Source organism: Shewanella ulleungensis (assembly GCF_014648315.1).
In the GTDB taxonomy this organism is placed as follows: domain Bacteria; phylum Pseudomonadota; class Gammaproteobacteria; order Enterobacterales; family Shewanellaceae; genus Shewanella; species Shewanella ulleungensis.
The window spans coordinates 453,222-468,292 of sequence record NZ_BMQW01000001.1; the positions used below are offsets into that span (position 1 = coordinate 453,222).

The window sequence follows — 15,071 nt, forward strand, 5'->3', positions numbered from 1 at the left end:
AAATTCATATATCATCATTTGTATTAATTGACAATGAGATGGTCACTTCCACAACCGGTAAAGGCGTCCATAACTTCCAAGCTTTAGTAGATTAATTCACGCTGACAATATTGGCAAAGCTGATGCTGTTGCCGCCTAATACTGTGTTGGCTTTAGTAATCCTTACAGCAAATTCAATAAAAATACTGGGGTTGAACTGTTAAGTTAGTTTACTTAGGTTGAGCATGGAAATATTGAATTACCTCGCACCCGGAGAGGAATTCCTAGTAGAGAAGATGCTTTCCTAATGTTTTTCATGTAGGTGCGAGCACACCACTAATATTTTTGAGACGTTACAACAAAAGCAATAACCTCTTCTTAATCTTCCAAGCTAAACGAACAAATCACCTTCATCATAGAAACTTAACTAATATAATTAGATAGATATAATGACTGGCGCATGCTGGTCTTATTTTTGAAGAGGTTCCTTCTGCGAAAAAAACATTAAAGATCTAGCAATAAAAATTAGATCGCATAAAATAACTGTACAAATGTACAGTGGTTATAAATATGCGCATTATCCCTATTCATGCAAGTGCTGGTATTACTGGGTTTGAATCTCCAGCCTCAGAATATTTACAGTTAGCATTAAGTCTTGATGAGCTACTTATAGAGCATCCTAGTGCCACATTCATTGGTGTGGCCACTGGTGATTCGATGCAAGGTGTGGGAATTTTCTATGGTGATTTATTGATAGTGGACAGGCATGAAACGGTTCGAGATGGTGATGTTATAGTGGCTAATTTCAATGGTGAGTTTGTATGCAAAATCCTTGATAAACCTCGCAGACAGCTACTGTCATCCAATGAAAATCATCAGCCTCAACCCATCAATGATTATGACTCTTTCAGTATTGAAGGCGTGGTTATTCGCTCAATACGGTGCCATCGACAAAGCCCGTTACTGGCTGGTAAGTAAGGAGAGTGAAACATGTTTGCTTTGGTGGATGCGAACTCATTTTATTGCAGTGCAGAGCAAGTATTTAGGCCTGATTGGCGTGGTAAACCCATTATTGTATTAAGTAACAATGATGGTTGTATTGTGGCTGCAAATCGGCAAGCCAAAGAACTTGGCATACCTAAATTTTCTCCTTATTTTAAAGTAAAAGGCATGTGTCAGCGCTTAGGAGTGATAGCTTGCTCAAGCAACTATGAACTTTATGCTGATTTATCCTTAAAAATGATGAACATCATTGGCCGTTTTGCGCCAGAGCAACATATTTATTCCATTGATGAAAGCTTTCTGTCATTTAAAAAATGCTATCCAGCAATTAAATGCTTGCGAAGTCAAGGTCAGCTCATTAGGCGCGCTGTTTGGAAAGAAACTCGATTACCCGTGTGTGTGGGGATGGGGCCAACTTTAACGTTGGCAAAAGCAGCTAATCACGCAGCCAAAAAATTACCTGGCTATCAAGGTGTATGTGTCATTGACAATGAAGATGAGCGATTGGCTATTTTACGTGCCATGAATGTCAATGATGTATGGGGCATTGGTCGTCGTATTAGTCAAAAATTAGCATTGATGGATATAAAAAACGCATTAGAGCTTGCCAATATTCCTCCAGGCTTAGCCCGCAAACAATTTAGTATTGAAATAGAGCGAACTGTACGTGAATTAAATGGACTGGCTTGTAAACAATGGGATGAGGCAAGAGCAGATAAACTGCAAATATTCTCTACTCGTAGCGTTGGTGAGCGAATTATTGATTACGATTCTTTGTTGCAAGCATTGAGTAAACATATTGGTATTGCTGCTGCAAAAGCCAGACGACAAGGATCACACTGTAAAACCATGATGATGTTTGCGAGTAATTCACCCTATGATGAGCATCCTGCAAACTTTAAAGTGTTGGTGTCTTTTCCTTGCCCAACAAATTGTACAAAAGAGTTAACCCAGGCAATGAGCATGGCGGCACCAAGACTTTTTAGGCCAGGAGTGAGATATTACCGAATGGGGATAGGGCTGCTTGATTTAAGCGCTCAAAAACACACTCAACTCGACATGTTTAATTCATCTAAAGCCAATCCAGAATTGATGCAAACTCTAGACGGCATTAACCAGCGTTATGGTGCGGATACTTTATTTTTAGCCGCTCAAGGGATAGAACAAAAATGGTCGATGCGACGTGATTTACTCACGCCACAGTACACGACAAATTGGAAAAGTTTACCTGCGATAAAGTGCTAGATAACCACAGAACAATACATCAAATTAAATATGTAAGACCTGGTTGAATTTACCATAAGCTTGTGACATGTTATCAAATAGGTGCTGAATGTTTAGTCCTATCGTTACAAGCTTAATGGGCCCATCCATGTCAATGAGGTAAATGATGATGTCAGAATTGTTGAGTTACGATCTCGCCCTGATTTCAATAGGCATTGTCATCATTGGTGGTTTTGCTCTAGGCCTTTATCATATCGTCACGTTTAATTCCTTTAAGGCCAGACAAGCCGAAAATAAAATAGAAAACTCCATAAAATAAGCTTTAAGTCATCATATAAGCGTTCGCTGTGTAGTCTACTAGCTAATAGTGGCTTGATGTAAAGCTCACAAATTTATCAATGTCACAGCGGAATGCTCGTTATTTTCAATCCACTCATTAAGTTCCTTGATTTAGCTAGCGGTATTGAGTCTATACATCACGTTGCCATTTACTTTAGTAAAGTAATAATGTGACGGTAAAGCGTCAAATTGAATTTTGGCATAGTTAGATTCGGCAGAGCTTCGATCCGCTTGTTTTAATACATGTTCAATTGGGTAGTGAGTCTTGTGTCCGTATGGTTTCCCGGCTAAAAGCTCGGTTAACATCGAAAATAGACGGCTGTTACGACTCCCTAATTCACCTAGCGGTTTAGCTAATAAGGCAAATGTATAGCTCTCATGGGGGCCTGAACAATATTTTTCATTGTTCATGTTGAGTGCAGGGTAGATTTTACCAATATCATGAAATAACGCCGCAACTAGGCCTGTTTGGCACTCTATGTCTGAATGACCTAGATGTTTAGCATTTTGATAAGTCATTTCAGCAACCTCAATACTATGCTCAAATAGGCCACCAAGATAGCAATGATGATGCTTAAAACTGGCTTCAGAGCGCATGAATAGCTTAAGTACTTCTTCATTATTGAGGATAAAAAACACGAAAGGCAGTAGCTCCTTAACCGACACAAAACTGAGCAGTTTCAAAAATCGACCGACCAACCCTTCATTCTTATTGTGAGAAAAATTCACCATTTTGATAAATTGCCCTTCAGTGCATTGAATGTGCACATGCTTGACAGCACAAACCACAGTATTACCTTGATAGTCGTGTGCTATTACCATTTGTGCCAGACCATGAGTAAACTGACAGTTTCTGGCGGTTTCTGCTGTCATGATTGCGTTAACCACGTTATTGGATGAAATAAATTCACAGTTTGCAGTAGGTAGATGTGCACCAAACTTAATATTTTTAACCCAGACAAATATTGGTTTATTCATCAACATTCTCCAACATGGTATTAAAATTAACTTGTTCAATAAGACGATCAAATGCACTTCCATCTTGTCTTGTGGCGTTGGGTACATAGCGGCTATAGACTTCAAATAACATTTTGGTCGTGCTATGCCCCATTTGTTTTGCAATCCATTCTGGGTTTTCTCCTGCGGCTAACCATAAGGTCGCGCATGTATGCCTAGTTTGGTATGGTCGACGTTTTTTTAAGCACATTTCATTCAATGCAGGATACCAAACACGTTTTGTTACGTTGCGATGATCAAGAGGGTTGCCATTGGCATTACAAAATACATAATCCTTATTGCCAGTGACTTTCCGCTGTCTTTTAAGTGCATCCACAACAGGTTGAGACAATTGAATACTACGATAAGACGCCGATGTTTTAGGTGTTTCAACATTTCCGTCAACCAGCGTTTCCTGGATCAAAATTTCGTTTCGGTCCAAATTAACAAATTGCCATTTAAGTCCATCGATTTCAGCCGTTCTCATTGCGGTAAAAAATCTCACAATGTAATAGTCTTTAAAGTCATCACGAACTCTAGACAAGAAAAACTGCACTTCTGCCAGTGAAAACGGTTCAATGGCTGTTTTATCAATTTTTAACGGTTTGATATTGATAAACGGAGTAGGGAAGTCAAAGCGCATTGCAGCTTCATTTAAAATGCCACGCAAAGGTGTCATCACATGATTGATCCAATCATTACTTAAAGCTCCTTTTACTCCAGATCTCCGCGATTCCGAGATAGATGCTCTGAATTTTATCAAACTAGGTCTTGTTATTTCGTTAAGTCTGATAGGACCGAAAACAGGTAGTAAATAACTTTCAATAATCATCTGCACATTCTTGTAATGGCTTTTTTTCCACTGGATCTTATTTTCAGCAACCCATTCACCAATAAACTCTTCAAAAGATGGAATATTTGACATGATTTGTGTGGATAATGGTTCAACATTTTCAGCCAAATGATGTTGTACTTTAAGATCAATCTCTGAAAATAGTTGGCATCGTGTACTTGATGGAAAATACGATTTGAACACAAAGCGATTAAGGCGGATTTCAGCTTCTATAGTGTTCATAATGCTGTTCAATTTAGAACGGTTTATGCGATTATCAATTAATACCGTTTGTTCTCTGCATCTTATCCCTTGGTAGGTAAAATCAAAAAACAACTTACCATCTCTAGCCCTAATATTACCCATGACAAACACCTCCACGAGCCATAGGAACAACTAGCCGACGTTGTTGTTTTTTAAATAACTCACGCTCAACTTCTTCCCAGATGTAGAAAATCTTTCTGCCACCAAATGGCTTGATGTAATGGACGCCCTCAAAGAACACATTATCTTTCAACGTATGGTTGATATATGCAGCACTAAACTTTATTCTTTGAGAAAGTTCTTTCGCATTAAGTAATGTTTGCTTCATAAAAACCTCGACTTGTTCCTGGTTTGAATCATTTGTTCTTGATGGGAACATTAAAGCACTTAATAATTGTTCTTTCAAGGAACATTTTGAGATGTTTTAGCTCATTTAAGGATGAAATACAGTGATTAGGTTTAAAATCAAAGAGTTAATAGCGGAAAAAGAATTTAAAGAAAGAAGAAAAATTACTTTGCAGGAGATTGCTGACTCGGCAGGAGTCAACAGAACAGCACTATCTAAGATGATGAACCCAAGTTATCAATATTCAACCACGACAAAAGCCATCGATTCGTTATGTCAGTACTTTGGATGTCGAGTAGATGATGTAATTGAGTATGTTGGTGAATAAGCAACTAGCTTGTGTCACTTTTTAATAATAAGGATAGGGCCGTCAGAGTTATGGGTACTGCAGGGTGAGATCGTGAACGTTTTTTGAACTGATAATGTTGACATACAATCTGTTTGACGCCTTGGCTTAGCTGTGACCTTATACTCTCCTTTAGGAGGGTAAATTATGTGCCTTGAAGCCTTCACAACCTTTTTCAGCGAGCTTACCGACACTCGTCAATCGGCTAAAATCACTTATCCTCTCGAAGATATTTTATTTGTTATTCTCTGTGGTGTATCGCTGGAGCAGAGTGCTGGAGCGAGATCCGTGATTACGCTGATGGTCATCTTGATTGGTTTAACAGCATGGGTATTTAAGTGATGGTGTCCCTGTCGATGACACCATCGCGAGGACTATCTCACGCATTGACCCCGAGCAATTTAGGCTGTGTTTCATAAAGTGATGCAAGCCGTGCATGAAATAACGCAAGGTCAACTTATCGCGATAGACGGCAAGACATTGAGAGGCTCATATCAACGTGGAAACCGACAATCAACAATTCATATGGTGAATGCGTTTGCATGTAAAACAAACTCGTTCTTGGGCAAGTCAAGAACCCTGAAAAGTCTAATGAAATTAATGCAATATAAAAGCTAATAAAGCTTCTGGATATTGAAGGTGCTTTGGTTTCGATTGATGCCATGGGCTGCCAAGTTAACATTGTCGAGCAAGGTGGCGATTACTTATTTACGCTAAAAGTAATCAGGGCAATCTACATAAAGCAGTAGAAACAGCATTTTCTGAGACACGTAAAGCCCCGCTAGGCGACTTAAGCGTTGAACAACAACATGTTCGTATCGAAGCGCGAGTTTACCATGTCTTAAGTGCCAAACAGTTTACAGAAGAATTCCCACAATGGCCTCAATTACAAACACTTGGTTTGGAAAGTTATAATCCGTTTCAAGACCAGAGCGGGGAACCGATACATATAACCCTATTCGACCATCAGCTTAGCATACTCTAATTTTGAAGAGGGCTGATATGGACTGCGCTTGTTCTGATCATGTTTAATACTTATAAGATTTTGTATATTTTAAGATGAAAATCACTCCAGTTTCATTAGATCATTACACCATGTCATCTCCAATTTTTAATGCTGCTTGTTAAGGAGTATGGCGCTCTTACCGCCGTCGCTGAACCTTCATAATCGCCCTTACGATCAATTGAATATCTGCCTAATTAGCATCAATTTTAATAATATTGTATAAATCTTTTTATGTTCAAATAATTTGAACTAACAGGTCAGTTTATTCCGATTTTTAATTCAATCAAGTATCAATATACTTCTTATCAACCAGTGAGAAGGGCTTGCTGCGAAATAAATAATGTTTAAATTTATTGAGGATAGATACCATGAAAGCACTTGTTAAACGCATCACAAACTCTACTGCAGGTTTTAGCACTTTGGCATTACGCTTACCTGTTGGGATTATTTTTATAGCTCATGGCGGGCAAAAACTGTTTGGTTGGTTTGGCGGTTATGGCCTTGAAGCCACAGGTCAGTGGATGGCATCGATTGGGATTGAACCAGGTTTGTTAATGGCTTTCTTAGCCGGTAGCGCTGAATTAGTTGGTGGATTGTTCATTCTATTAGGTTTATTGACTCGCCCAACATCTGTTGTATTAGCATTCACTATGATTATCGCCATTGCAAGCGTACATATCAGTAACGGTTTATTTATGGCAAACAACGGTTATGAATTTGCGTTAGCACTATTAGCTGCCAGCGTGTCACTTGCACTATCAGGTTCAGGCAAAGTCGCACTAGATAAAGCAATTGTAAACAAATTATCTTAATTTTCCGTACTGATCACTTATTCATTTGAACGATAGGAGCAACATTATGATTAACTTACGTCATGCAAGCGAGCGAGGAATAGCCAACTTTGGTTGGTTAGACAGTAAACACAGTTTTTCATTTGGCAGCTACTATGATCCACAACATATGGGCTTTTCAGCACTGCGAGTGATCAATGATGACAGTGTCGCTCCCGGTGCTGGATTTGCTACACACGGCCATCGTGACATGGAAATTATCAGCTACGTACTTAAAGGTTCTATCTCTCATAAAGACAGTGAAGGCAATATTGAAGTATTGCCTGCGGGAGAGTTTCAATTAATGTCAGCAGGTAGTGGAATTAGTCACAGTGAGTACAATGCATCTGCTACAGAACCACTGAAGTTTTTACAAATTTGGATCCAGCCAAATACCTTAGATAATGTACCTGAATACCAACAAAAAAACTTTGGCCAGCAAGTGGGTTTAACTACGATAGCTACTCCAACGGGTGAAAACGGTACACTGCAACTAAAACAAAATGCGACATTATCACAACTGATTTTGGCACCTCAATCTGAAATAACCTATAAGATTGCTGATAACCGCAAAGTGTATGTTCATCAGGTCTCTGGCGAGCTCTGCATTGAAGATAAACAGCTAAAAATAGGTGACGGAGCTAAACTCACCGATATGACAACAGTGACCTTTGTTAATCCATCAGACACTCGGTCAACGGCTTTGATTTTTAATTTGCCTTAAATTTACTAAATCACAGCCTGCGTTAGCCTGTCTGCGCAGGCTAAAAGATTTAAATATAACAGGGCTAAGTAAATATATGTATTCCCCTAAATATCCCAGTTTTGAAATATCAAACCAACTAACATAAACTTCAATTTAGATAGCTAATATTACTATTCTACATATAAGCACCTCAGCTCATGCTAAGATCGTTAACGCTTTTTAGTCCATCAAAGACACTTTTTGACGTTAACATTTAGCAATGATCAGATACTCCCTTTTCGCGAGCTCGCCATACACATTGACCACTTCAAAGTATCTTTTCAAACCATAACTTACTTACACTTTTTTGCTAAAGTGATTTCTTATCTTCTTGATATTCTGTTTGGTTCTCTATGTGCTGTAATCGCTGGTGCTAAAGGCTGGTTTGATATTACATACTTGGACATTATGATTGTTAAAAACAACCTATTCATAAGTAGCATTCCTACTGGTGACAATAGCTCGTATCATATCAATAATTAAATCAGAACAATTTCATCAGTGCTTTATAAGCTGGAAGGTCATCGATACACACTCTTACCGAAGGTGATTACTATCGATGGAAAAGGTGAAATCTATAAATAGAATAAAAAGACAATGAGATAACCACCATTCTTGAGTTGATTTAGATGTTAGATATAAATGCGGCATTTGCGACTATCGATGCGATGGTTTGTCGAACGAAGATAGCCAAAACCATTGTGGACAAGTCGGTGAGTATCTGTTTGTAGTTAAAAACAAACAGAGAGACTGCGCGAAATAATAATGAAAAATCTTCTATCTACCGCGAGTCAACGATACAGATCTATCCGCAATTGAAAGCGGTCATGTGCTAACAGTGTTTCGTCAGTTTTATTATCATGACAGTGCAAACTTAGCCTGTGACTTTTCAAAGTGAAAAGGACTAAGAATATCGTTGTGGTTGAAAGTTGCCGCTTTGAAAAAGGAAAAATAATCGAGATTGAGAACCGTTATTTCTTCAGTTCTAAGAAGCTATGGTAGCTGCTCGAGAACATTGGAGCATGTTAAATCGACAATGTTCACAGGACGAAGATATGCCTCACCTTCGTTATATGCGTTTGGATATGTTATGAGTTGAGTCGACAAAGATAAGCATTTTGGAAAACATAAACAATACATGATGAATACATTAATGTTTTGGACAGTATTAAAGGCAGGCTATAGTACTTAATTGAAATCTAATTAGGCAGCTAATAATTTAATTAATTTTTAGCTGCCAAATTCATAGTTTGTTGTACTATCAGTAAATAGATTCTAAAAATATTACGATTATTTTAAACTGTAATCAGAAAATCAATTCTATTCATAGCCTGTTTAATTGCTTCTGCTTTTGGCTCTTCACCTAAGTTTAGACCTTCTGCATAGACAAAATTCAGTTGCTTTAAGCCAAGCAGGTTTAAAAATTGAGTCACGAAAGGAGTCTGGAAGTCGACACCATTGGCATTATAGACACCGCCACGAGCGGCCATGATGTAAACGGGCTTGTCGTTTAATAAACCAACTGGACCTGTTTCTGTGTATTTAAAGCTGACACCTGCACGGGCTAAATGGTCAAACCAAGATTTTAGTTGGCTAGGAATACTGAAGTTGTACATAGGTACAGCTAATACAACCACATCGGCATCTGACAGCTCTTTCAGTAGTAAGTCTGCCTGATCAAGGATAATTTGTTGTTCAGTTGTTCGATCTGTAGGCTGGCTAAATAAAGCTGCTACACGGGTTTGATCTAAGTGTGGAATAGTATCTTTACTTAGGTCGCGAGTGACCACCTGCGTGCCAGCATATTTTTTGCTGTATTGGCTAACAAAGTGATCTACAAGTAAAGTGGATTGTCCACCTTCACCAAATAAACTGCTTTTAACAACAAGTAAGTTTTTCATTATTATTTCCTTTTTGGGTTGATTGAACTGATTTGTTTTATGTCACACATTTTAATAGATAAATTTGTTAATACTTACCAAGTGATTTAAGTCTTCTTCAAGTATTGGACTTAAATATGGTTGTATTTAAATCTCAGATTTTCTGTAAACAGTCTTGATTAAGTTATTGATTAACGGGCGACCAACTCGGAATAGCTTCTTCTAATGGGACATGCAGAGATTTGAATGCGCTTGGATCTGCATATTTGACTTTACCATCGACTACCGTTAATTCAGCTTTAGTTTGCAATAACTGACCTTCTTTAACCTTTAAAATATCTTGGTTTAAGATAGCAAAATCGGCATACATTCCCGGCTTAATTTGGCCTTTTAATTGTTCCTCACCAGAGAAGTAAGCACTCCCTAGAGTAAATACCTGTAATGCCTGAATGCGATCTAATGTATTGCTTTTATCATATAAACTTAACCCACCGACCGTTTTACCCGATACAGCCCAGTAGTAGGTTGCCCATGGGTTAAAACTGCCCACACGAGTACCATCGGTACCAAAACCGACAGGAATACCCATAGCTAACATTTTTTTCATTGGTGGGGTTCTCTTTGCTTGTTTGGCACCATAACGTTCAACAAAGTCTTCGCCAGCAAAAGCCATTCGGCCTTGCAAGGCAATACCACCGCCGAGTTGTTTTATTCGAACGAGATTTTTATCGGATACCGTTTCGGCGTGATCAATAAACCAACGGACTTTATCAAGCGGTTGAGTGCGGTTTATTTTTTCAAATACATTTAACATACGTTCAATAGATTCATCATAAGTCGCGTGTATTCTGAATGGCCAACCTTGCAATAAATGTAAACGCACCACTTTTTCTAACTCTTGATCCGCTTCGGGGGCAAGTTCTGGTCTGGCGGATTTAAAATTTTCGTAGTCAGAGGCTTTCCATGCAAGTAGCTCTCCACCACCTTCAATAACATAGCCATTATCCATGTGTAAGTGTAGGTTTTGGTTGCTCTTGTAATTGTTCATCCACTGACTGAAACTTTCTAATTCTTTACCAGGAGTTTGCGGAAATAAATAACTTGATATCCGTATTGGTAGTTCACCCGATACCGCTAATGTTGTTGATGCTTGATAGTCTTCGGGGAAGAAATGGCCACCGCCGCCAGCATCGATAACACTGGTGATCCCAAAGCTTAATAGTTTTTTTAAATACTGTTTGCTTGAATTCATTTGCTCTTGCTGAGACAGCTGCGGCAGTGCACCAATGGTTTTATATAAAATCATCGGATTTGGATCTGCAAATAAACGGCCTGTGAGTTCACCTTGCTCATCTTTTTCATAGAAACTGCCTTTAGGTGGGACGGTATCTTTAGTGATCCCAAGTACTTCCATAGCTTTTTGGTTTAACACACCACCTGAATATAAGTGTAAAATAAATACTGGAGTATTAGGTGCTGCAGCAGTTAACTCTACCGATGTTGGCATACGTTTTTCTTTAAATTGATAGGGGCTCCAGCCTCCAACGACTCTCACCCACTGTCCTTCTGGAGTGACTTTGGCATTTTGCTTGATCAATTCTAACCCGTCGGAAAGTGAATTAATTCCTTCCCAACGGGTTTCAAGGTTATAAAAACGTCCGCCACGTACCGCATGTAAATGTGAGTCATTAAGTCCAGGTATAACTCTTCGGCCTCCTGCATTGATAATAATAGTTGTATCAATTTTGTTTTTCAGCAGTGAGTCTTTGTCATTGGTGAGCTCTTCAAAAAGACCACCTGTGACCGAAAATGCGCTATATTGTTTACCATCATAGGTATCGATTTTAGCGTTATAAACGATCAAGTCAGCGGCGCAAATGTTCAGTGCGACACTTGCTCCAATCAATGTAGCAAGTATATTTTTTATTAATACCATGATGATGCCCTTAATTGAAATAACGGTCTATTTATCAAAAATTGAGAAGTCGTCATTTCCTTAAACATATTGAAGCGACTACAACAATGCTTGTTTGGCTAGATTGAATGACTAACACTCCACCGCTTTAAACTTTCTTTAAAAATTAAATAATCCATTAATGATATTAAATAAAACCAACATTCGTTATTATACATACATATACCGTTATCTAACTGGCAGGCCTAAACCTCTTCAGCAATTCTTTATATGTGGATATTTTAATTTTCAAGCCGTTTGTAATATTCAAAAAGGATCACAATTAATATTTATAGGGCTATCTGATTACCCCCTAAATATTTACGTATAAACCAGACACATTGCAGAAAGTATCCTATGGATGACTGGTGTCCATTTGAGCATCTCTATGTTCAAACAACTGTCAGTACCAAAACTAGATAGTCGCTCGACAGGGGAATCGCTTTTGCTCCTAATTGAGCCTTATCCAAAAATTGTACGGTGTTGAGACACGCATTAAAGATAAAAGTACTGATGAAAAGTATATTGCTAGGCAAGTGGTTAGCCAGCCTGTTCTTAGCAAGCTAAAAGCATGGCTTGAACAAAAACAGCCAAATTTAGTGGGTAATACCAAACTGATAGAGGCAGCTAATTACCTAACTAATCAATCGCACAAACTCATTCGCTATGTGGGTTATGGACAACTCAGTATCGATAACAATAGAGATGAATCTGTAGTAAAACCGTTTGTGATTGGTCGAAAGAATTGGTTATTTAGCCAAACAGTTAACGGTGCACATGCCAGTGCCACCCTTTACAGTATTGTGGAAACCGCCTAAATAAATAGTCAAATCTCATTTATTACATTATGGTTTGCCTTGATGAACTGTGTAAACCAGAACCCACTATCGATAGCTTGTTACCCTGGAATTTTAAACAGGAGGTGTGGTTCGCTAGGAGCTCACATTACTTTTAATTAATGCAATTGGTATAAGTCCATCTAAATGGACATTGAAGAAAACGACTTCGCCGCTTACACACGGTTTGATTCGAAGTGGAAAGCCTCTCGGCAACAACGGTGGTACTTCGCTCTTTCGCGCACTCTAGAATGTTCGAGCTCGAAAAGCTGTGCTTGCGGCGACGAGTCCAGGACTCTAGCTGATCAATTTCATCGTCATTTAATATCAATTCAGCTCGGACGGCCAGCCGGAGTAGGCTCCATGAAGAAAATGACACAGCCAATACAAGACCACCTATTATTTACTGAATTTCTGACTCAGGATATTATTATCTTCTTATAAGCTAGTGAATGCGTGAGACACGCGGTTTTGGTGTGCAATTATATTTTAATTGCGGACTTAAAAACGTTTTGTAACCATTCGGTAAATATCCGCACTCTTGCTGAATGACTTCGATGTGGAGGATACAAAATATGAACCGGCGATGAAGGGGGGGGATACTCATCTAATAAGGTAACGAGTCTCCCTTCAACTAAATCTTGCTCAATATGATAGCGAGGCACTTGAATAATCCCCAGCCCCAACCGGCAAGCTGCAACCAACGTTTCGGCTGAATTGACTTTCATCGATGATTTTAACGTTTTTGAAACGACTTTTCGGCCAACCGTGAACTCCATTGGTAACGGTTCATTAACGCTTGAGGATTGAAAAGCGACCGTCTGATGATAGACGAGTTCCTCTACATTTTCTGGGTTGCCGAATTGCGCTAGGTATCCCGGTGCGGCTACGGTGATTTCTTCCAATTGTGCAATTTGTTTAGCCACCAAATATTCCGATTTAGGTGTGCCGACCCTGAGAACACAATCGATACCCTCACTGATCAGGTCAACCAATTTATCACCTTCGCTGAGATAAAGCTGAATATCAGGATAGGCCGTTAGAAATTCAGGAAGGCGGGGAAGGACAAAATGCCTCCCAAGGGTGCCATGAACGTCTACTCGTAAGCTTCCTTTGGGTTGAAGTCCTGAAAAGTAATTTTCCATATCTTCAAAATCAGCCAATAAGGAAAGACAACGCTGATAGTACGCTTCTCCATCAAGTGTGGGTGTGACTTGACGTGTTGTTCGTTCCAGTAGTCTCACCGAAAGATGCTTTTCTATTTGTTTGATGACATCTGTCACCGTGGAGCGTGGCAGACTTAAATCTTCGGCTGCCTGAGAAAAACTTCGCCTTTCATAGACGCGTGTAAAAACACGCATACTCTCTATTCGATCCATATTGTTTGTGATTATCGGATTATGATAACGGATTTTAGTTGATTATCCGAAATATGCAAAGTGCTAAGCTTATCCTCAATCTTAATACTTGGTTAATATAGGCGGCTAATATGAATGAACAAGACAAGAAAATCGCTATTGTTACTGGCGCATCACGAGGTATTGGCGCTGAAATCGCCAGGCGTCTGAGTAAGGATGGTTTTACCGTTGTGGTGAATTACTCGGGTAGTGAAGCTGCGGCACAAACAGTGGTTAGCGAAATACTGGCACAAGGTGGTAGCGCTCTCGCTGTGAAAGCAGATGTCTCGAACTCAACAGAGGTAAGCGCCTTGTTTGATAAGGTGGAAGCGAGCTATGGTGGAGCCGATATTTTAGTCAATACCGCTGGTGTTATGGAGTTGGCGCCCTTGGTAAACGTTGAGGATCACAGCATCGAACGTCAAATCGATATCAACCTAAAAGGCACTATTTACGCTTTAAGAGAAGCGTCTGCTCGTCTACGTGACGGTGGTCGCATCATCAACTTCTCTACCACTGTTGTGGGTTTGAAGCTGGAAAACTACGGTGTGTACGCGGCGACTAAAGCTGCGGTTGAGACATTGACAGGAATTATGGCAAAAGAAATGCGTGGCCGTAAAATTAATGTGAACTCAGTGGCTCCTGGCCCAACGGCAACGGAGTTATTCCTTAAAGGCAAGCCAGATGAGTTAATTGAGCGTATGGCAAAAATGAACCCTTTAGAAAGATTGGGCAAACCGGAAGATATTGCGTCTGTTGTGGCTTTCCTTGCTGGTCCTGATAGTGGTTGGATCAATGGTCAAGTGCTGCGTGCGAATGGTGGCTTAATTTAATGTCACTTGATTATCAACTCCACACGAGGGCATTACTATGTCACAGAAAGTTATTTTTATCACGGGTGCATCAAGTGGCTTGGGTCATTTAACAACTCTTAGGGCATAAATGGAACCATAAACGCGTGTACCGTGTTTATTGTGTTTTAAAGCTTAACTTACGGCGTAAAGGGAAAAAGCGCTTACCTTCTCGAAAGCCAGAGCCGCTGGCTGTTCTAGCCAAAGTTAATGAGACGCCTCTGAGTTCTGATGATGAGTATCG

General features: G+C 39.4%; 12 protein-coding genes and 3 pseudogenes. 9 read left to right on the top strand and 6 right to left on the bottom strand.

Annotation, left to right across the window (positions count from 1 at the left end):
- Positions 1 to 549 precede the first annotated feature (549 nt).
- On the top strand, positions 550 to 957 hold the full coding sequence (locus tag IEY40_RS01880; RefSeq protein ID WP_182745212.1) for a LexA family protein: 408 nt from the start codon (positions 550 to 552) through the stop codon (positions 955 to 957).
- Positions 958 to 969: 12 nt separating this feature from the next.
- On the top strand, positions 970 to 2,226 hold the full coding sequence (locus tag IEY40_RS01885) for a Y-family DNA polymerase (protein WP_188952798.1): 1,257 nt from the start codon (positions 970 to 972) through the stop codon (positions 2,224 to 2,226).
- 429 nt (positions 2,227 to 2,655) lie between these two features.
- On the opposite strand, the gene IEY40_RS01890 is transcribed toward IEY40_RS01885, so the two are convergent.
- The 3 genes from IEY40_RS01890 to IEY40_RS01900 are packed head-to-tail and all read right to left on the bottom strand — an operon-like array spanning position 2,656 to position 5,042.
- On the bottom strand, positions 2,656 to 3,522 hold the full coding sequence (locus tag IEY40_RS01890; protein ID WP_188952800.1) for an HDIG domain-containing metalloprotein: 867 nt from the start codon (positions 3,520 to 3,522) through the stop codon (positions 2,656 to 2,658).
- Entirely contained in the window at positions 3,515 to 4,738 is a 1,224-nt protein-coding gene (locus tag IEY40_RS01895) for a site-specific integrase (RefSeq protein ID WP_188952802.1), read from the bottom strand. The genes IEY40_RS01890 and IEY40_RS01895 overlap by 8 nt, the downstream gene beginning before the upstream one ends.
- Entirely contained in the window at positions 4,731 to 5,042 is a 312-nt protein-coding gene (locus IEY40_RS01900) for a hypothetical protein (protein ID WP_308424497.1), read from the bottom strand. Before IEY40_RS01900 ends, IEY40_RS01895 begins: the two co-directional genes overlap by 8 nt.
- A gap of 43 nt (positions 5,043 to 5,085) precedes the next feature.
- Here IEY40_RS01900 and IEY40_RS01905 point away from each other — a divergent pair, with 43 nt between their 5' ends.
- The 4 genes and pseudogenes from IEY40_RS01905 (at position 5,086) to IEY40_RS01920 (ending at position 7,888) form a co-directional block, all read left to right on the top strand.
- A complete protein-coding gene (locus tag IEY40_RS01905; protein ID WP_188952804.1) occupies positions 5,086 to 5,310 on the top strand; it encodes a helix-turn-helix domain-containing protein in 225 nt (74 codons plus the stop codon).
- Between the two features lie 165 nt (positions 5,311 to 5,475).
- Positions 5,476 to 6,232 (top strand): annotated as a pseudogene (locus IEY40_RS01910) (ISAs1 family transposase); the annotation flags it as partial.
- Between the two features lie 470 nt (positions 6,233 to 6,702).
- Positions 6,703 to 7,146, top strand: a complete 444-nt coding sequence (locus tag IEY40_RS01915) for a DoxX family protein (RefSeq protein WP_188952806.1) — start codon at positions 6,703 to 6,705, stop codon at positions 7,144 to 7,146.
- A 46-nt stretch (positions 7,147 to 7,192) separates the two neighbouring features.
- A complete protein-coding gene (locus tag IEY40_RS01920; protein WP_188952808.1) occupies positions 7,193 to 7,888 on the top strand; it encodes a pirin family protein in 696 nt (231 codons plus the stop codon).
- A 1,316-nt stretch (positions 7,889 to 9,204) separates the two neighbouring features.
- Here the strand turns inward: IEY40_RS01920 and IEY40_RS01930 are convergent.
- Both IEY40_RS01930 and IEY40_RS01935 read right to left on the bottom strand, forming a co-directional pair.
- Positions 9,205 to 9,810, bottom strand: coding sequence for an FMN-dependent NADH-azoreductase (locus IEY40_RS01930; RefSeq protein ID WP_188952810.1), 606 nt, complete (start codon positions 9,808 to 9,810; stop codon positions 9,205 to 9,207).
- Between the two features lie 163 nt (positions 9,811 to 9,973).
- Complete coding sequence (locus IEY40_RS01935; protein WP_188952812.1) at positions 9,974 to 11,725, bottom strand: amidohydrolase; 1,752 nt, start codon at positions 11,723 to 11,725, stop codon at positions 9,974 to 9,976.
- A 473-nt stretch (positions 11,726 to 12,198) separates the two neighbouring features.
- Between IEY40_RS01935 and IEY40_RS01940 the strand changes: the two are divergent.
- A pseudogene (locus tag IEY40_RS01940) lies at positions 12,199 to 12,698 on the top strand (IS66 family transposase); the annotation flags it as partial.
- Between the two features lie 363 nt (positions 12,699 to 13,061).
- Here the strand turns inward: IEY40_RS01940 and IEY40_RS01945 are convergent.
- Positions 13,062 to 13,940 (bottom strand): LysR family transcriptional regulator, encoded by an 879-nt coding sequence (locus IEY40_RS01945; RefSeq protein ID WP_229776980.1) that lies wholly within the window; start codon positions 13,938 to 13,940, stop codon positions 13,062 to 13,064.
- A 128-nt stretch (positions 13,941 to 14,068) separates the two neighbouring features.
- Between IEY40_RS01945 and IEY40_RS01950 the strand changes: the two genes are divergently transcribed.
- Positions 14,069 to 14,809, top strand: coding sequence for an SDR family oxidoreductase (locus IEY40_RS01950; RefSeq protein ID WP_188952816.1), 741 nt, complete (start codon positions 14,069 to 14,071; stop codon positions 14,807 to 14,809).
- Positions 14,810 to 14,910: 101 nt separating this feature from the next.
- A pseudogene (locus IEY40_RS01955) lies at positions 14,911 to 15,042 on the top strand (IS3 family transposase); the annotation flags it as partial.
- Positions 15,043 to 15,071 lie beyond the last annotated feature (29 nt).

Coding starts and splice junctions, on each gene's coding strand:
- IEY40_RS01950 (WP_188952816.1), top strand. CDS start 14,069: ATGAATGAACAAGACAAGAAAATCGCTATTGTTACTGGCGCATCACGA.
- IEY40_RS01885 (WP_188952798.1), top strand. CDS start 970: ATGTTTGCTTTGGTGGATGCGAACTCATTTTATTGCAGTGCAGAGCAA.
- IEY40_RS01880 (WP_182745212.1), top strand. CDS start 550: ATGCGCATTATCCCTATTCATGCAAGTGCTGGTATTACTGGGTTTGAA.
- IEY40_RS01920 (WP_188952808.1), top strand. CDS start 7,193: ATGATTAACTTACGTCATGCAAGCGAGCGAGGAATAGCCAACTTTGGT.
- IEY40_RS01890 (WP_188952800.1), bottom strand. CDS start 3,522: ATGAATAAACCAATATTTGTCTGGGTTAAAAATATTAAGTTTGGTGCA.
- IEY40_RS01930 (WP_188952810.1), bottom strand. CDS start 9,810: ATGAAAAACTTACTTGTTGTTAAAAGCAGTTTATTTGGTGAAGGTGGA.
- IEY40_RS01915 (WP_188952806.1), top strand. CDS start 6,703: ATGAAAGCACTTGTTAAACGCATCACAAACTCTACTGCAGGTTTTAGC.
- IEY40_RS01895 (WP_188952802.1), bottom strand. CDS start 4,738: ATGGGTAATATTAGGGCTAGAGATGGTAAGTTGTTTTTTGATTTTACC.
- IEY40_RS01935 (WP_188952812.1), bottom strand. CDS start 11,725: ATGGTATTAATAAAAAATATACTTGCTACATTGATTGGAGCAAGTGTC.
- IEY40_RS01945 (WP_229776980.1), bottom strand. CDS start 13,940: ATGCGTGTTTTTACACGCGTCTATGAAAGGCGAAGTTTTTCTCAGGCA.